Consider the following 19943-nt stretch of genomic DNA (forward strand, 5'->3'; position numbering starts at 1 on the left):
GCGGGGATTTGTTTCAACTGCCTCAGCGGTACGGTGTGCTGGGCAGGCGCTGGCGGCGCGGCCACACCCAGCGCAATCAGGGGCAGGGTGACAAGCACGGGATGGCGGAGTCGATTCCGGAAGCGGGTGTTCATGCGTGCTGTCCTTCTGTCGGTTGGGAAATACGCACCCGCGGCGATGGCGCTGCGGGTGTGCTCGAAATCAATTCGGCAAAGCGCCGGATCGCCGCAGGCGAATCGCAGCGCGGCGTGTAGCGGATGGCGGCGGCCAGCCGGCCGCTGTTGCGCCACGCTTCGATCTCGATCGCGCGGGTGCGGCGCAGGCCCGTGACGACGACGCCGGCAAGGCGGTCGCTGAGAGCGAAGGGGGCATCGGCGGCGGGATCGACGTCGCCGAGGTAATTGACGGCGATCGCGGGCTCGGCGGGCGCGAGCGGATCGGTGGCGAGCCAGCGCAGCACGCTCCAGCCCACGCCCTGCGACGGCACGTCGCGCAGCGCGGCCTCGATTGCCGTGGGCGAAGCGCCGCAGGCGAGCCGGAACGGATATTCGGCCGTGAACCAGCCGACGGTGCGGCTGAGGTCGAGCGTGCCGCCTGGCACATGCCTGCCGTGACTCATCAGCGTGACGCACGCCTCGTCGCAGTCATCGCGGTCCGCCAGCGCCGGGCCCAGGCGCGCGAGCAGCGCTGCGAGCACGCCGCGTTCGGACATGCCGGCTGGCATCGGACCGAGGTCGAGGGTGACGATTTCAGTCTCGTCATAGCCATGTTCGGGCGCAGGCCACGACGGTGTGCGGGCGATGGATTTCCAATAGGCGCGTTCCCGCCCGACATCCGACGCTGGCAGGGCCTGCGCCCAGTCGCGCCAGCTGGCGCTGACCGGCGGCGCGACGCCGACCAGCGCATCGGCCAGGTCTTCCAGCAGGATGCGCCAGCTCATCGCATCGACCAGCAGGTGGTGCGCCGCCAGCAGCAGATAGTCGCCGTCGTCGAGCCGGTACTGCGTCGCGACGAACAGCGGCGCGGCCCCGCCAGCACCGCCCGGTGCATGCGCCTGGGCATCGGCAGCAAGTGCCGCCTTGCCAGCGCCGCGCAGATCGACACTGCGCCAGGCGAGCGGGGTAGCGGCAGGCTGGATCTCGGCGCTCCAACCGGTTGCGCTGTGCGCGAAGCGCAGCCGCAAGGCATCGTGGCGCTGCCAGAGTGCCGTCACCGCTTCTTCCAGCGCCTCGGCCGAGCCCATGCGCAGCAGCACCTGGTGCGTCAGCCGCGCGCGGCCGTCGGGATCGGACTGGAAATGCCGAAGCTGGATCGGCGTGAGCGGGACCGGCCCCGCGACCGAACTGGCCGGCGCCGCGGCGGTGCCGCTCCCCAGTCGCGCAATTGCGGCGATGCTGTCCGCTGCAAGCAGCGCGGGCAGCGTCAGTCCCATGCCCTCGCGCCGCAGTCGCGCAAGCAGGCGGATCGCGCGCAGCGAATCGCCGCCGCTGCTCGCAAAGCCGCTGTCCGGCGCATAAGGGCCACCGCCCAGGATCGCGGCAAAGGCGTCGGCGATACGCGCTTCCTCGCCTGTCAGCGCGCGCGCTGCCGGTGTCTGGCGGGTGTACAGGGCGGCCAGCGCGCGCCGGTCGACCTTGCCTGCGATGGTGGTCGGCAGCTCCGGCACTGGCACGACGGCGGCCGGGACCATCCAGCCGGGCAGCAGTTGCGCCAGCTGCCGGCGCAGCGCATCGCCATCGATCGGTGCAGCGGCAACGACGAAGCCGATCAGCCGGCCCTGCACGACCGCCACCGCCGCCTGCACCACACCCGGCAGTGCGCGCAGCATGGCCTCGACTTCGCCCAGCTCGATTCGGTGTCCGTTGAGCTTGATCTGCCCGTCGATGCGTCCGGCATAGAGGACCTCGCCGTCGCCGCGCAGCACGCCCGTGTCGCCGGTGCGGTAGAAACGCTCGCCGCCGACCTCGGGGAAACGCTCGGCGGTCAGTTCCGGCCGCCCGACATAGCCGCGCGCAAGCCCGTCGCCCGCCAGCCAGATTTCGCCGGGCGCGCCCAGCGGCATGTGCCGGCCGCGGCGGTCGCGGATCGACATAGCTGTATTGGCGATGGCGCGGCCGACAGGAATGCCCTGGGCATAGCCGGCCTGCGCATCAATGCGGTGCCAGCTCGCGCAGACCGACGCCTCGGTCGGGCCATAGGCATTGAACGCGGCCAGCGTGCGCGCAAGGCGGCGCATGTCGGCACTGTCGGGTGGCTCGCCGGCGGTGATCAGCACGCGCACCGGGCCCAGCGAGGCCCCGTCGAGCGCACGCAGATACGAAGGCGGCAGCGTCGCGACCGTGATCCGCTCGGCTTCGAGCAGGGCCAGCAAGGCCGCGCCATCGCGGATCGCCGCATCCGGGGCGATGACCAGCCGCGCACCGGCGAGCAGCGCCATGAAAATCTCGGACAGCGATGCATCGAATGTGCAGGAGGCGAACTGCACCACCGAATCCCCGGGCTGCACGCCGAAGCCGTCGATCTGCGCAAGGATCATGTTGACGAAGCCGCGATGCGGCACCGCCACGCCCTTGGGCTGTCCGGTCGAGCCCGAGGTGTAGATGACATAGGCCACATCGTCGGGCGCGGCCGGTGAAGGCGCGCGCTCCACCGCGTCCGCACCCGCCAACGTGTCCGCGCGGGCAATGAGCGCGGCGAGACCCGGCGCCAGCGCTTCGGCGCGCGCCAGGCCGGCCGCGTCGGCGAGGACGCGCCGGCAGCCCGAATCCGCCAGCATCATCGCGATCCGCGCATCGGGGAGCGCAGGGCTGAGCGGGAGATAGGTCGCGCCGGCCTTGAGAATGCCGAGCAAGGCCACGATCCGCGCCGCGCTGCGCGCGCAGAGCAGCCCGACCACGTCGCCGCGGACTATGCCGTCGCCGCGCAACCGCGCCGCCACGCCTTCGGCGGCACGGTCGAGCGCGCGGAAACTGAGCGCGACGCTGGCATCGGCGAGCGCGGGGGCGTCGGGCGTGCGATCGACCTGGCTGTGCCACAGCGACACCAGCGTCGCCGCGGCATCCCGCGCGATGGCCGGGCCGCGCGCAGCGGCATCGAGTTGCGCGCGCTCGCTGGCCGGCAGCAGGTCGATGTCGGAAAGCAGCGCGTCGGGCGCAGCGAGCAGCGCCGCCACCAGTGTTTGCCAGTGCGTCGCCACGCGCGCCATCAGCGCGGCGTCGATGCGGCTCGCATCGAATTGGAACGTGACGCGCAGCTCCGCGTCGTCATGCACGAGGATGCCGAAATCGTAGTTGGCGCGCTCGGCGGCATGCGTCGCCACCACCTGGAAGCCGGTGTCGGTCGCCGTATCGCCGGCGGGGAAATTCTCCAGTACGAGCAGATGATCGAGCAGCCCGGCCGGCAGCGCCGACGCCGCCTGGATCGTCGCAAGCCCGACATGGTCGTACGCGCTGCCCGCGTCGGACTGCTGCTGCAGCCGGGCGAGCAGCGCGGCGAGCGTGTCGCCGTCTTCCAGCTGTACGCGCACCGGCAGCGTGTTGACGAACATGCCGACCAGCCGCTCTATCCCCGGCGTGGCGATGTTGCGTCCCGACGTGACAATGCCGAACACCACGTCGTCGCGCCCGCTCCAGCGCGTGAGGATCAGCCCCCAGATCGCCTGCAGCAGCACGCCCAGCGTCGCGCCGTTGCGCCGCGCCAGTTCGCGCAGCGCGCTGGAGTCGGGCGCGGGCAGCCGCACGCCCTGTTCGGCCATCTGCGCTGGCGCGCCGCCGCGCGCCAGTCGGGGCAGCGTGGCGACCGTGTCATAGCCCGCCAGCAGCGTGCGCCAGTGCGGCAGGGCGGTTGCTTCGTCGCGCAAGGCCGCTTCGGCCATGAAGCCGTCCGGATCGGTCGCGGCTGCGAGCGCGGCGGGTGCGCCGCGCAGCGCCGCGGCATACAGCGCCGTGAATTCCTCCATCAGCACCGCGCCCGACCAGCCGTCGAGCAGGATGTGCGGATGGCTCCAGACCAGCTCGAAACGCGCCGGGCCCAGGCGGAACAGCGCGACGCGGATCAACGCGTCCCGGCGCAGGTCGAAGCCGCGCGCGGCATCGGCCGCGCACCAGCCGGCGATGGCCGCGGCATCGGCGTCGCGCGCCTCGAATGCGACGCGCTGCTGCTTGAGCACGATCTGCAGCGGCTGCGCGGTGCGCTCCCAGTCGAACACCGATCGCAGCAGGGCGTGGCGTACGAGCAGGCCGTTCCACGCCGCCTCGCAGGCGGTGGCGTCGATCTCGCCGTCGATCTCGAAGCGCACCTGGCGGTGGTAGGGCGAGGCGCCGGGGGACTCAAGCTCGTGAAACAGCATCCCCGCCTGCAGCGGAGTCAGGCGATAGACGCGCTCGACGGCGTCGCGGGACAGGCTGGGCTTATCCATTTTCGTAGAGCCCCTCGAGTTCGGCCAGGGCGACACGGCCGCCGCGGGCGTCGGGTGCCGGCGCGGCCTCGACCAGCAGCGCGGCGATGCCCGCAACGGTGGGCGTGCCGAGGAAGGCACGCATCTCGATCCGGTGGCCGGCGGTGCGCAGCCGTCCCACGACCTGGATCGCGCGGATCGAATCGCCGCCGACCGCGAAGAAGCGATCGTGCCGGCCGAATCCGGCATGGCCGAGTACGGCGCGCCATGCCTGCGCGACCAGCGCCTCGCGCGGATCGTCGATCGGTGCCTGCGCCGGCGCAGCCTCGACCGGCGGCAGCGCGGCGTAGTCGGTCTTGCCGTTGGGCGTCAGCGGCAGCGTGGCGGGCGTGATCCAGCGCGCAGGCAGCATGTGCGCAGGCAGCGTGCGCGCGAGTGCCTCGGCGAGCGCATCGGGCGCGCAGCCGACGACATAGGCGAGCAGTTCGTCGCTGGACGGCCCCTTGTGCACGGTCACGGCCACGTCGCGCACCCCCGGCAACGCGGCGATGGCGCGCTCGATTTCGCCCAGCTCGATGCGGTAGCCGCGCAACTTGACCTGGCGGTCGCGGCGTCCAGCGAAGCGGATTGCGCCGTCCGTTCCCATCGCGCCGCGATCGCCGCTGCGATAGACGCGCGCACCGTCGCGCCAGGGGTGCGGCACGAAGGCGGCCTCGGTCAGTTCGGGCCGCGCGTGATAGCCGCGCGCAAGACCGGCACCGCCGATCACGATCTCGCCCTGCACGCCGATCGGCGCCGGATTGCCGCAGCGGTCGAGTACGAATATCTCGCCATTGGCGATCGCGCGGCCGATCGGCACGCCCTGCGTCGCGTCAGCCTGCGCATCGACCCGGTGCCAGCTCGCACAGACCGTGGTCTCGGTCGGGCCATAGGCATTGAACACGCGCAGCCGCGCAGCGAGGCGGGTCATGCGCGGCGCATCGGGCGCTTCCCCCGCCGTCACGAGGATTTCCAGCGGCGCGAGCGCGTCGTCGCTCAGCTCGGCGAGATAGGACGGCGGCAGCGTCGCGACCGAGGCTCGCCCGGCCGCGAGCAGCGCCGCAAAGACAGAGGGATCGCGTACGTCATCGGGCTGGGCCACCAGCAGGCAGGCGCCGTTGAGCAGCGCCATCACCATCTCCCACACCGACGCGTCGAACGAGGTCAGCGCGAACTGGACGATGCGGTGATGCGAGCGGATGCCCAGGCCGTGGTGCTGCGCCAACGCCAGGTTCGCCGCACCGCGATGATCGAGCAGCACGCCCTTGGGCCGCCCGGTAGAACCGGATGTGTAGATCAGATAGGCAGCATCGTCCGGGCCGGGCGCGGGCGGCAGCGAGCCGGTTGTTTCGACCAGTGCCGTGACGTCGATGCTGCGCAGCGCGGCAGCCGGCTCCGTCTCGCCGTGCCCCGGTTCGGTCAGCAGCACAGCCGCGCCCGAATCGGCCAGCATCAGCGCGATGCGTTCGGCGGGATAGCCGGGGTCGATCGGCAGATAGACCGCACCGGCCATCAGTACGCCGAGAAATGCCGCGACGAGCCGCTCCGAGCGGTCCAGCAGCACGGCCACCACGGCGCCGGGCGCCACGCCGCTGGACGCCAGCGCGCCGGCGATCATCCGGGCGCGCGCGTCGAGTTCGGCGTAGCTGAGCGTCGTGCCGGCGCAGACCACGGCATCGGCGTCGGGCTGCTGCTGCGCCCAGGTGGCGAAGATCGCGGGAACGGTCGCGTGCCCGGGCAGGGCGATGACCGGCCCCGGCGCCGTGACCAGCGCCAGTTCCTGCGCACCCAACAGGGGCAGCCGCGCCACGGCGCGATCCGGTGCGGTTACGGCCGCCGCGGCAAGCCGGGCATAGTGATCCGCCATGCGCGCGATGCGCTCGCGTTCGAACAGGTCGCTCGCGTATTCGAGGTTGAGCGTCACGCCGTCGTCGCTTTCGACGAACTCGAACGTCAGCGGATATTTGGCAACGCGCGGCTCGCCGCCGAAGCGCGACACCGTGACGCCGTCCAGGGTCAGGCTGCGCTGGCGCCGGTCCTGGAATACGACCGCGACATCGAACAGCGGCGGGCGGCTCTCGTCGCGCGGCAGGTCCAACTGCTCGACCAGCAGATCGAAGGGATAGGCGCGATGGTCCATCGCCTCGGCGAGGACACTGCCCGTGCGGCGCAGCAGCGCCGCGACATCGTCGGCGTCGTCCAGCGCGAGGCGCAGCGGCAGGAGATTGACGTAGAAGCCCAGCTGCGTCTCCAGCTCGGGATCGTCGCGGCAAGTGACCGGCATGCCCAGCACCGCCTCGTCGCAGCCGGTGTGGCGCTGCACCAGCGCCGCCGTGAGCGCGACCAGGCTGGCGAAGAAGCTCGTGCCCGCGGCGCTCGCCAGCGCGCGCAGGCCCTGTGTGGTCGCGGCGTCCAGCGTCGCCGAGACGCGGTCGCCGTCGTAGCTCGGCGGACCGGCCGGGACATGGTCGAACGGCAGGTCCAGCCGCGGCGGCAGTGCGGCGAGTCGGGCCAGCCACCAGTGCCGCATCGCAGCCGCCGCAGGCGAAGCGAGCCAGGCAGCTTCAGCGACGGCATGGTCCTTGTAGTGGATGCGTAGCGGCGGCGGTGCCTCGCCGCGCGCGCCGCGCAGGATCTCCTCGACCATCACGGACACCGATTCGGCATCGCTGACGATGTGATGGACAGCGAACAGCAGCACGTGGCGGTCGGCGCCAAGGCGCAGCAGGCTCGCGCGCAGCAGCGGGCCCTGCGCCAGGTCGAAACCGTCGCGCGCCAGCATTTCTGCGCGGTGCCGGGCCGCGGCGTCGGGATCAGGCTCGTCGCTCAGGTCGATGCGCGTGACGGCGAAATCGGCCTGCACCTGCACGCGCTGGCGCAGGTCGGCATTGCGTTCCACGAACACCGTGCGCAGCGCCTCGTGCCGCGCCGGCAGTGCCTCGATCGCGGCGGCGAGCGCGTCCGGGTCGAGCACGCCGTCGAGCCGATAGGCGGCGCTGAGTACATAGGCCGCCGGATTGCCGCCGAGCTGGTCGAGAACCCACAGCCGCCGCTGCGCACGCGAGGCGGGATAGTCGGCTGCGGGCGGCGCCGCAGGAATGCGCTGGGCGCGCTGCGGCCGGGGCGCGAGTGCGGCGGCCATTGCGCGCACCGTCGGTGCTGCAAAGAAATCGGCGATCGTCACGCTGCCGCCGAACTCCGGGTTGGCGCGGGTAAGCACGCGCATCGCGCGCAGCGAATCGCCGCCGACGTCGAAGAACCCGGTGCAGGCGCCGACGCGCTTGATGCCCAGCACCTCGCCCCAGATCGCGGCGATGCGCGTCTCGACCGGCCCCTCGGGCGCGACGAACGCGGAGCGGCCGCTCACCAGCTCCTCGGGCTTGGGCAGGGCGCGGCGGTCGACCTTGCCATTGAGTCCCAGCGGCAGCGCATCGAGCGCGATCAGGAAGTGCGGCATCGCTGTCCGCGCCAGATCGAGCGCGAGGTGCGCGCGCAATTCATCGGTCGAAATCGGGCGCGCCGCCGTGAAATAGCAGGCGATGGCCAGTTCGCCGTCGGCGCGCTTGTGCGCGATGGCGACCGCGGTTTCGATTGCCTCGTGCGCCATCGCCGCGGCTTCGATTTCGCCCAGCTCGACGCGCACGCCGTTGATCTTGACCTGGCCGTCGAGCCGCCCGCCCAGCTCAATCGTGCCGTCGGCGAGCGCCCGGCCCATGTCGCCGGTGCGATAGACCATGCCTTCCACGCCCCATTCGAGCTCGGCCTGGATGAAGCGCGCTGCGTTTGCCTCCACATCGCCCAGATAGCCGAGCATGGCGAACGGTGGGGCGATGTGCAGCTCGCCGATCGCACCGGGCGCGGCGAGCCGGCCTTCCTTGATCACCAGCACCTGGGTGCCCGGCAGCGGCCGCCCGACCGGCACCGCGCGCGCCGGGTCGCCCGTGCCGTCGATGCGGTGGCAGCATTTGGCGAGCGAGGTCTCCGAAGGACCATAGAGATTGCGCAGCGCAACCGCCGGGCCGAGTGCGGCCCGCGTGCGCGCGACATCCGTGTTCCACAGCATCTCTCCCGCGAACAGCAGGTGCCTGAGCGCGGGCAGCGGGCATGGCTGCTCTTCGAGCGCCTTGAGCGCGAGGCGAAAGATGCTGGGCACGACATGCGCGACTGCGATGTTCTCCTGCGCCAGCCAGGCCGCAAGCCGCGCACCGTCGCGCCGGACTTCCAGCGGCGCGATGCAGGCCGTGCCCCCGGTCGCGAGGGGCAGGAAGATATCGCGCAGCGAAACGTCGAAGGTCGGCAACGCGAGGTTGCTCACGCGCACGCCCGGCTGCACGGCCAGTTCCTGCGCTTCCCAATCGATGAAATGGCGCAGCCCCGCATGGCCGGCGAGGATGGGCCGCGGCGTGCCGGTCGATCCCGACGTGAACATCACATAGGCGGCGTCGGCAGGGCCGGGGCGCCGGCGCGTGTCGAGCGCGACGCCTGCGGTGCCGAACGCACCTGACGCGTTCCACGCCACGACGCGCTCCGCCGGCGGGCTGACCGCCGCGGCCAGCCGGTCGCGCAGTGCGGCAGCGACAACCCAGGCCCTGGGCTCTACGCACGTGGCGAGCAGCGCGAGCCGGCGTGCGGGCGCCTCGATATCGAGCGGGACGAACACCGCGCCCGCCTTCCACGCCGCGAGCAGGGTGGCGACATGCCCGATCCCGGCAGGCTGGAACGATGCGACACGGTCGCCGTGCCGTACGCCCAGCGCGACCAGCGCGCGCGCCAGCGCCTCGGCGCGGGCGTCCAGCGTGCGGTAGCTCAGCGCCTCGCCGTCATCCTCGATCGCGATCGCATCGGGGCGTGCAGCGACCTGGGCCTCGAACCGGTCCAGCACCGTGCCTTCGATCGCGCTGCCGGCCACGGGCGCCGTGCGCGCACCGAGCGCAATCTCTGCCAGCGGCCGGTCCGCATCGGCGAGCACGGCTTCGGCGAGCCGGCGCCACTGCGCCTCGATCGCGCGCAGGTCGGCCTCGTTTATCGCCAATGCATTGAAAGTGAACTTGATCGCCAGCGTCTCGCCGGGCTCGACGACGATGCTGAACGGGAAATGCATTTGTTCGATCGCCTGCACGTCGGCTATCGCCAGTTCGGCGTCGCCCAGGCTGGCGAAGGGATAGTTTTCGAAGACGAGGACATGATCGAACAGCGTGCGGCGCTTGCCGGCCAGCCGCTGCATCTCGGCGAGCGGGAAATGGTGGAACGGGGCGGCCTCGCCGGCGTCGTGCTGGATCGAACGCGCCAGCGCAGCGAAACCCTGCTCGCCCGCGACGCGCACGCGCACCGGCACGGGCTGCAGGAACAGCCCGACCATCGCCTCGACGCCCTCCAGCTCGGCGGGACGGCCCGAGGTGATCGCGCCGAACATCACATCCGCGCCGCCAGCGAACCCGGCGAGCAGCACGGCCCATTGCGCCTGCACCAGCGTGTTGAGCGTCACGCCCAGCCGCACGCCCAGCTCCGCCAGTGCCTGCGTCGTCGCCCCGTCGAACGCGAAGCTCAGCTCGCGCATCGCATAGCCGCCGTCCGCGACGGTGCGCAAGCCCGGCAACGCGACGGGCTCGGGCGCATCGCGCAGCCGCGCCATCCAGTAGCGGCGCGCGGCGGCGGAATCCTGCGCGGCGAGCCACTCCAGGTGGCGGGAGAAGGGCGGTGCGGGCGGCAGCTGTGCGCCGCGATACAGCGCCATCAGCTCGGCGAAGACGATACCCAGCGACCAGCCGTCGGCGACGATGTGATGCAGGGTCAGGATCACGCGTGTCTGCGTCTTGCCCAGCCGCAGCAGCAACAGCCGCAGCAGCGGATCGCGCGCCAGGTCGAAGCCTTGCGCGCGCTCCTGCGCGGCGTGGCGCTCGACCGCCTCGGCGTGGCGGCCGGCGGCGAGCGTGCTCAGGTCTGCGACCGCGACCGGACCCGGCCGCTCGGCCAGCACGATCTGGTACAGCGCTTCGCCCGGCGGCGCGACGATTGCGGCGCGCAGTGCCTGGTGCCGCGCGAGCACGGCCTGCCAGGCGGCGGCGAACCGTTCGTGATCCAGCCTGCCGCGCAGCGTGAAGGCGAATTGCTGCAGATAGGATTGACGATCGCCGCTCAGCGCATGGAAGGCCATGCCTTGCTGCAGCGGCGACAGCGGCAGCACGGCCTCCACGCCGGGCGCATCGACTTCGGCACCATTCACTTCCGTGGCATCGTTCGACGGCGCGGGCGATGCGGCGGGCGCGTTGCGCACCGTATCGGTTTTCGCTGCACCGGGCGACGGCGCGGACGCGCCGAGCAGCGCGCTGCGCAGCGCATCCGCCAGCTTCTGCACCGTCGCGCGCGCATGGATGCGTTCGCCGTAGCCGATGCTCAGCGCCAGCTTGCCGCCGACGATTGCCGACTCGATGTCGATCAGCTCGGGCCGGCGCAGCGTCGCGCCCAGCACCGGTCCGATCGGTTCGTCGGCGAGGCGGAAGCCGCCGCCCAGCTCGGCGTCGAACTGGCCCATGTAGTTGAAGCCGATCTCGGGCGGCTCGGCAAAGACCAGGCCGGGGCGCAGCGCGGGCGGGGTCGCATAGCGCAGCAGGCCGTAGCCCACGCCCTTGCGCGGGATCGCCGCCAGTGCCGCACCGGCGCGCGCTGCCGCCGCGTCGAGTCCGACCGCAGCGCCGACCTCGATCACAGCCGGGAACAGCGAAGTGAACCAGCCGATCGTCCGGCTGATGTCGAGCCCGGGAACCAGCTCTTCGCGGCCATGGCCTTCGAGGCGAATGCGGATGCGCGGCATGCCGAAGGCTTCGCGGAAGGCGAGTGCCAGTGCACCGAGCAGCAGCGCCGCCATGCCGCCCTCGTTCGCCCCGGCGCGGCGCAGCAGCGCCGCACTCGCGTCGGCATCGAGTTCGAGCGCGATGCTGCGCGCATCGGCCACGGCGTTGATTTCGTCGTCGTAGTCGCGCGGCAGCGCCGTCGCCTCGGCGGCTTCGATGCCCTGCCAATAGGGAATCTCGGCGAGTAGCGCCGGATCGCGCGCGGCCTGGGCCAGCGCCGCCGGCCAGTCCAGCCACGATCCCGCGGCTGCCAGCGTCGCGGCCTCGCCAGCGCATTCGGCGGCATAGGCGGCGAACAGATCTTCCAGCAGGATGCGCCACGAAACGCCGTCGATCACCAGATGATGGCAAAGCAGCAGCACGCGCTCGCCGTCGGGCAGGCGGTAATGCACCACGCGCAGCAGCGGCGGCCGCGCTACGTCGAAACGCGCCTGCAGCGTGGCGGCGTGCGCCGTCAGCGCCGCGGCACTGGCGAGTTCGATAGTCTCGACCGGGACCGCCAGCGTCGCGGCGACGCGCTGCACGCCGTGCGCCAGGTCCAGCGACAGCCGCAGCCCGTCATGCCGCTCGATCAGCGCCGCCACGGCGCGAGCCAGCGCATCCGTATCGACAGCGTCCGCGGCGAGCAGTACCGCATTGTTGAAATGTTCCGGTGCCGTGCCATGCGTCTCGACGAACCAGCGCTGGATCGGCGTGAGCGGCGCAGTGTCGGCTCTCGACAACCCGGCAGCCGCCTCGGCATCACCCGCCACCGCCGCCAGCGCGGCGACCGTGCGCGCCGTGAGGATCTGCGCGAGACTGACCCTGATCCCCGCCCGGTGCAGCCGGCTGACAATCTGCAGCGCCTTGATCGAGTCGCCACCGAGGGCGAAATAATCCTGCTCCACGCCGGGTGCGCCGCCGCCCAGCACATCGCCCCAGATGCCGGCGATCGTCGCTTCGGCCGCTGTGCGCGGCGCCAGTGCGGCAGCGCTGGCGGGCAGCGCCGACCCGTCGGCGGCGGCCAGCGCGGCGCGATCGATCTTGCCATTGGCCGTCAGCGGCAGCGCAGCGAGGCGAATGAAGCGCGACGGGATCGCATGCATCGGCAGGTAACGCGCGAGATGCGCCTGCAGCGCCTCGGCCGTCAGCGCTTTCTCACTCACCACATAGGCAGCGAGCGCGTCGTCGGTAGCCGTCACGACAGCCTTTTCGACCGCCGGGTGAGCCAGCAGCCAATGCTGGATGGCCGCCAGCTCGACGCGGTGTCCGCGCACCTGCACCTGATGGTCGTTGCGCCCGAGATAGGTCAGGACACCGTCCGCGCCGAGCCGGCCGATATCGCCGCTGCGGTAGTAGCGTTGGCCTTCGCGCGCCACGAAACGCTGGCCGGTCAGCTCGGGCCGGTTGAGATAGCCCGCGCAGACGCCACTGCCGCCCACCCACATTTCGCCCGGCACGCCCAGCGGCACTGTGGCGCCGGCCGCGTCGAGCAGCAGCACCTGCGTCTCCGGAATCGGCCGGCCGATGGCGCTGCGCCCACTCGCCAGGTCGGCTTCGGCCAGGCGGTGCCAGGTGACATGTACCGTGGTCTCGGTGATGCCATACATGTTGACCAGCGCGACGAGCGCGAGCGGGTAGAGCGCAGACCAGGCACGCAGATAGGTGGGTTCCAGCCGGTCCCCGCCGAAGATCACGGTGTGCAGGTGAGCCGCCAGATCGTGCGTCGCGACGGCGCGTTCGGCGTCGATCAGCCCGTAGAAGGCGGCCGGCGTCTGGTTCAGCACGGTGACGCGGTGCGCGCGCACCAGCGCGAGCAGCGCCGCCGGGTCGCGCGCGGTCGCGGCGCTGGCGATCACCACGGTTCCGCCGTTCGCGATCGCGCACCAGATTTCCCAGATCGAGAAGTCGAACGCGAAGCTGTGCGCGCAGACGAAGACCTCGGACGGTCCGAACGCGAAGGGCATGCGGTCGTTGATGAGCAGCCGCACCGCGTTGCGGTGGCTGACCTGGCAGCCCTTGGGCAGGCCGGTCGAGCCCGAGGTGTAGATGATGTAGGCGATGTCGTCGGGCGTGCGTGCGACAGCCGGCCGCGCTGCGGCGCGTTCGCCTACGTCGAGCGCCAGTTCGCGACTCGACTCGGGCAGTAGCGCCGCTGTCGTGGCGTCGACGATCACTGCCGCGCAGGCGCTGTCGCTGAGGATATGCGCGAGCACCGCCGGTGGCTGCCCGTCATCGAGCGGCACGAACACGCAGCCCGCCTTGAGGATGGCCAGCTCGGCCACGACACACCGTTCGGAGCGCGGCAGCAACATGCCCACGCAGGCGCCCGGCGCTGCGCGCCCGGCGATGGCCGCCGCCAGCGCATCGGCTGCGGCGGCGAGTTCGGCATAGGTGAGCGCGGTGTCACCCGACACCACTGCGACGCGCCCGGCATGCGCCGCAGCAGCCTCGTCGAACAGGTCGACCAGCGTGGCTTCGCGCGGATAGTCGGCAGCGGTGTCATTGAGCGCGGCGATCACGGCCGCCTGGCCCGGCGTCACCAGGTCGATGCCGCCGATCGGGCCGTCGGGATGGTCGGCAATGGCCGCCAGCATCTGGCCGAAGGCCGCCGCCCAATGCTCGATGGTGGCGCGGTCGAACAATTGCGTGGCAAAGCCGAAGCGCAAGGTCAGCGCGCCGTCGATCTCGGTGATGTCGAGCGCCAGGTCGAACATCGCCGCCTGCAGGGCGATCTCGCGGCTGGTGAAGTCGAGATCGGCGATGCGGAACGCGCGCGCGGTGGCGTTCTCGTACGACAGCATCGTGTCGAACACCGCGTTGCGCCCCGGCGCGGGCGGTCCGGCCAGCGCCGCGGCGGCTTCGAACGGGAAGTCGCCGTGGTCATAGGCGGCGAGCGCCACCTGCGCGACCGCGTCGAGATGCGCCGCGAACGACAGCGACCCGCCCGGCCGCGTGCGGAACGCGAGCGTGTTGACGAACATGCCTACTGCCCGCGCCACCGCCACGTGTTCGCGACCCGAGCTGGCACCCGCGATCACGATATCGTCCTGCCCGCTCAGCCGGTGCAGGAAGCCGCTCCAGGCGGCAAGCAGCACCATGTAGAGCGAGGCGCCGCCGCGTGCCCGGCCGAGTGCCTTGAGCCGGTCGAGCAGCGCCTTGGGCACATGAGCAATGACCGCATCGCCGCGGAAATCGCGCTGCAGCGGACGTGGCCGATCGCCGGCCAGGTCGAGCTGGGGCAGGGCGGCGAGCTGTTCGCGCCAGAACGTAGCGTTGGCTTCGCCGCGCGCGCCTTCGCCGCCGGCCGCCGCCGCGCGCCGCGCCGCGGCAAGATCGTAGTCGACGCCTGGCAGCGTCTCGCCGGCGTAGAGCGCCATCAGCTCGGCCGCGATGATGTCGAACGACAGGCCGTCCACCGCGATGTGGTGCGTGTCGGCAAGCAGCAGGTGCCGCTCGGGCGCGAGGCGGCCGACCGCGACGCGGATCAGCGGCGCCTGCGCCAGGTCAAACGGGCGGATGAAGCCCGCGATGAACGCGTCTTCCTCGCCGGCTGCGACATCCACGCGCTCGACGGCGAAGCGCGGCTCGGCAATGCACTTGGCCAGCGGCTCGCCATCGATGGTGACGAAGGCGGTGCGCAGCGCCGGGTGGCGGCGGATCACTGCGCGGAACGCTTCCTCAAGCCGGTCGGTGTCGAGCGGCCCTTGGATGGTGAAAGCCTGGGGCAGGTGATAGGGCGCCTCGCCACCTTCGCGTTGCGCGAGCGCGTAGAGCCGCCGTTCGGGCGAACTCAGCGCGCTGAATTGCGGAGCGGGATAGGTGTCGGTCGACCAGTCGAAACCGTGAGCGCGAATGTCGGCGATTGCGCCGGTGATGGCCTCGAACACCGCGTCGACATCGGCCTGGCTGTGCGCGGTCGAGAAGAAGTTGATGCGCCGTTCCCAGGTATAGACGCCGCGGACCAGCATCGAGAGGTAGAGCAATTCCAGCTCGATCGGCTCGCGGTCCTGCGCGCCGATCGGCACGATGCGCCACTGCGACGAGAAATGTTTGGCGCGCAGCGGCACGCGCTCGCGCTCGAACCAGTAATTCAGGCGGTCGCAGAATGCCTCGGTGCGCGTTGTCACCAGGTCCTGCAGCGCCGCGCCCTCGGCCTTCATATACGTGAGCGCGGCATGCGCCGCCGTCATGGTCGCCGGGTTGCGGCAGAAGGTGCCGCCGAAATAGATCATGGCCGACTGCGGGCCCGACCGGTCGCCGTAGTCCCAGTCGCCGCCATCGATGTAGTCGAGGAAGCGCGCCTTGCCGGCGATCACGCCGATCGGCATGCCGCCGCCGACGATCTTGCCGTAGAGCGCCATGTCGGCATCGATGCCGAACCAGGCCTGCGCGCCGCCCGGTCCGGCGCGGAAGCCGTTGATCATCTCGTCGAAGATCAGCGCCGTGCCCGACGCGCGCGTGAGGCGCCGCAGCGCCTTGAGGAAGCCCTGGGGCTGCAGGTCGGGATCGCGGCTCTGCACCGGCTCGACCAGCACCCCGGCCAGGCTGTCGCCGTGCGCGCGGATATAGGCCAGCGACGCCGGCGAGTCATACGGCAGCACCACCAGGTCTTCGATCATCCCCTCGGGCGTGCCGAGCCCGATGGGCACTCGCTCGCCGTCGACTTCGGTCGCGAGCACGCCGTCGAAGATGCCGTGATAGCTGTTCTTGAACAGCACAATGGTCTTGCGCCCCGTCGCGGCGCGGGCGAGGCGCAACGCGACCATCACCACTTCGGAGCCCGTGTTGCTGAAAGCGACGCGCTCGGTGCCGGTCAGCTCGGCGATCAGCTGCGCCGCCTCGGCCGCGCGCGGCGATTGCGTGCCCAGTTCGATGCCGCGGTCCATCTGCGTCTTGAGCGCGTCATGGATGAAGGCGGGCTTGTGGCCGAAGAAATGCACGCCCATGCCCATGGCGATGTCGATATAGCGGTTGCCGTCGACATCGGTGACGTACGGGCCGTCCGAACCTGCCGAGACGATCGGATATTTGGCTTCCTTGAGCTGGCCCCAGAAGGACAGCGTGTGTTTCCAGTCGGCCAGCACCGCGCGGCTTTCCCGCGTGCGCACCTTCGAGCCGCCGGTGCGCGCGACATGCACAGCGACCACTTGGTCGACATAGGCCTGCTGCTCGGCATTGAGCTTGACGCCGGCGAGGTTGATGCCGCGGATCTGCGCCACCGGCACGGCGACGGGCGCCTTGGGCTGCTCGGCCCTGGCCACGGGAGCCTCCGCCGCGCGCACCGCCGGCGCGGCGGCGGCGACGGGAGCGGGGAGTGCGGCAGGCGCCTGGCCCGCCACGGACAGCTGCAGCCGGCTCAGCTCATTGAGGCTGGCCAGATTCTGCGCCGCGAGCGCGGCCATCGCCTGGAGCTGCTGCTGGAACAGACCGCCGTCGCTGACCCATGCAACGGGTGCCGCCGCGAGCGTGGCCATTGCCAGCGGAGCGATTGCCACGGCGGGTGCTGCGGGCGGAGCGACGGGTTGGGAGGGCAGCACGGCAAGCGGCGCCGGCGCGCCGGGGCGGCGGCTGGCGTGCGTCTGCAGATAGACCTCGATTTCGGCGAGCGTGCCCAGCTCCTTGAACAGCTGGCTCATCTTGAGTTCGACGCCATAGTCGCGCTCGACGGCCTGGCCGAGCTTGAGCAGCATCAGCGAATCCAGCCCCATGTCGGTGAGGTGCTGCACGGGGCTGATCTCGGCCGGTTCGAGCCGCGTGATCGACGCCAGCGTTTCGATCAGATGGTCGACGATTACCGCAGTGTTCATGATGGTTTTCTCGGCCGGCTCGGCGCCGGAGGGGATTGGGTCAAGGGAGGACCAGCCGGTGGGACGCAGGGGCGCCACCTCCAGCCAATAAGGCTTGCGCTGGAACGGGTAGTGCGGTGCGGCGACGAAGCGCCCGGGGGCGGGCATGATCGCGGCCCAATCGACATCGGCGCCGTCGCACCACAGGGCGGCGCTGGCCCGGGCGATCTGCACGCGCTCTTCGACGCCGCGCTTGAGCGACGCCGTGGCCAGCCGCGCGCCGCCGCTGCGCGCGAAGCCGGCGAGTACATCGCCAGGCCCGATTTCGAGGAATCGCTCGAATCCGTCGGCACGCAGCGCGGCGAGCGCATCGGCGAAGCGGACGGGCGCGCTGATCTGCTCGATCCAGTAGTCCGGCGTCAGCAGCCGCCCGGTCGCCAGCCTCGCGCCCGTCACCGTCGAATAGAACGGCAGCCGAGGCGACCCCGCCGGGCTGGCCTGGCAGACGGCGCGGAAACCCGCGAGCATCGGCTGCATCAGCGGCGAATGAAACGCGTGCGAAACCTTCAGCCGGATGGCCTGGACCCCGTCCCTGGCCAGCGTCGCCAGCGCTTCGTCCAGCGACGCCGCATCACCCGACACCGTGATCGTCTCGGCCGTGTTGACCGCGGCAATGGCCAGCTTGCCCGCATGCGCCCGCACCACGGGCTCCACCCGCTCGCGCGCTGCGTACACCGCCGCCATCGCACCACCTTCGGGCAAGGCCTGCATGCGCTGCCCGCGCTCGATCACCAGTGCCATCGCCGCCTCGGGCGTCAACGCACCGGCGACGGCAGCGGCAGCGAACTCGCCGACGCTGTGCCCGGCCACGGCGTCGGGCAGCACGCCGCGACTGGCCCAAAGCTCGCTCAGCGCCCATTGCAGCGCAAACGTGACCGGCTGTGCGATCGCGCTGCGTGCCAGCGCGTCGCCTTCGTCGAGCAATGCGGCGAGCGGCATGCCCAGCGCGTCGCCCGCGACTGCGGCACAGCGCTCGAACGCCGCGCGAAACACCGGCTCGCTCGCCAGCAGCGCACGACCCATTCCGGCATGGTGCGCACCCTGGCCGGTGAAGAGGAACGCCGTGCCCGCCTGGCGCGCGGGTGCGCTCGTGCGCGTCGCAGCGGCGCGAAGATCGGCCACGAGTTCCGCCGCGTCGGCGCCGACCGCGACCCGGCGCTCGGCCAGCGGTGTCCGCCGCGCAGCGGTGGCGCAGAGAGCGGCGATGTCGACAGGCGTTGCTTCGGCCAGACGCGCTTCCCAGGCCGCGGCCATCGCCGCGAGCGCCGCAGGCGTCGCCGCCGACAGCGCAAGGACATGGGGCAGGGCAGGCGTCTGTCCGGCGGCTTCGTACGCCGGCGCTGCCGCCACGATCAGGTGCGCGTTGGTGCCGCTCAGGCCGAACGAACTGATACCCGCCGCCTGCGCCGGCCAGGCGCGCGGCGTCGCGACGACCTCGATCGAAGCCGCCGCCCAGTCGATATGATCGTTAGGCGTTTCGAAGTGCAGGCTTGCCGGCAGCGTCGCGTGGCGCATCGCCAGTATCGTCTTGATAACACTCGCCACGCCGGCCGCGGCTTCGGTATGACCGATGTTGGTCTTGACCGATCCCAGCAGCAGCGTGCGCTCGGGGGAGCGCTTGCCGAACACCGCGTCGAGTGCGCCGAACTCGATGGGATCGCCCAGCGGCGTGCCGGTGCCGTGCGCCTCGATATAGTCGACGGCATCCGGCGCGAGCTGCGCGTCGGCAAGCGCGGCGCGGATCACCGCCTGCTGCGCCAGCCCGTTGGGCGCGGTAAGCCCGTTGCTGCGCCCGTCGTGGTTGACGGCCGATCCGGCCAGCAGCGCATGCACCGGATCGCCGTCGCGCAGCGCATCGTCGAGCCGTTTGAGCACCAGCAGTCCGCAGCCTTCGCCGCGGCCATAGCCCGAGGCCCGGCCGTCGAACGCGCGGCTGCGTCCGTCGGCGGCGAGCGCCTGGACCTTGCACAGCGCGACCGTGCTGTCGGGCGAGAGGATCAGGCTGATCCCGCCTGCCAGCGCCGCATCGCAGTCGCGGCGGCGCAGCGCCTTGATCGCCGCATCGAGCGCGACCAGCGACGACGAGCAGGCGGTGTCGAGCGTGACGCACGGCCCACGCAAATCGTAGAAATAGGAAAGACGCCCGGCCGCGGTGCTGAACATCACGCCGCTGCCCGAATAAGGCGTAATCCGCGTCGGATCGCCCGAATGGACGTGCGCCTGGATGTAGTCGTAGTTCGACAGTCCGATGAACACGCCCGCACGCGTGCCGGCGAGGCGACGTGTGTCGATGCGCGCGTCCTCGAACGCCTCCCAGCTCACTTCGAGCAGCAGGCGCTGCTGCGGGTCCAGCGCCTCGGCTTCGGCGGGGGTAATGCGGAAGAAGCCCGGATCGAACCCACGGACGTCGCCGATCAGTGCGGCTTCGCGGACATAGATGCGGCCGGGGTCGGCGGGATTTGCGCTATACCAGCGGTCGATGTCGAAACGCTCGCGCGGGATAGGGGCGACGGCGTCGCGGCCTTCGGCGAGCAACTGCCAGAAACGCTCGGGATCGTCGGCACCGCCCGGATAGCGGCAGCCCATGCCCACCACCGCGATCGGACTGCTCGCGCGCAGTGCCGCATTCTCGTCACGCAGCGCGCGGATCTGAGTCGAGGCGCGCCGCAGCGCTTCGACATAGGGGTTCTGCTCTGATGTTTCGGTTTCGATCCGCACTGCGCCCCCGGCGGACAAGCATCCAGGTCGAAAATGGCGTACATCGGACACGCGAAAGCGTGCCGCGATACCGGATCACAACGCGTGCGATCAGGCCCAGCACCTGGAACC

2 protein-coding genes are annotated in these 19943 nt (G+C 71.2%); both read right to left on the reverse strand.

Annotated features, from left to right (window positions below):
* Positions 1 to 130: 130 nt before the first annotated feature.
* Positions 131 to 4417: a non-ribosomal peptide synthetase gene (locus DFR29_RS15790; protein WP_133819578.1), complete on the reverse strand. Its 4287-nt coding sequence runs from the start codon at positions 4415 to 4417 to the stop codon at positions 131 to 133.
* Entirely contained in the window at positions 4410 to 19832 is a 15423-nt protein-coding gene (locus DFR29_RS15795) for a type I polyketide synthase (protein WP_133819579.1), read from the reverse strand. The genes DFR29_RS15790 and DFR29_RS15795 overlap by 8 nt, the downstream gene beginning before the upstream one ends.
* Positions 19833 to 19943: the final 111 nt, after the last annotated feature.

It is taken from the genome of Tahibacter aquaticus (assembly GCF_004363655.1).
GTDB lineage: Bacteria > Pseudomonadota > Gammaproteobacteria > Xanthomonadales > Rhodanobacteraceae > Tahibacter > Tahibacter aquaticus.

What these genes read in the sequence shown, in the direction of transcription:
- DFR29_RS15790 (WP_133819578.1), bottom strand. Translation starts at nt 4,417, where the DNA reads ATGGATAAGCCCAGCCTGTCCCGCGACGCCGTCGAGCGCGTCTATCGC.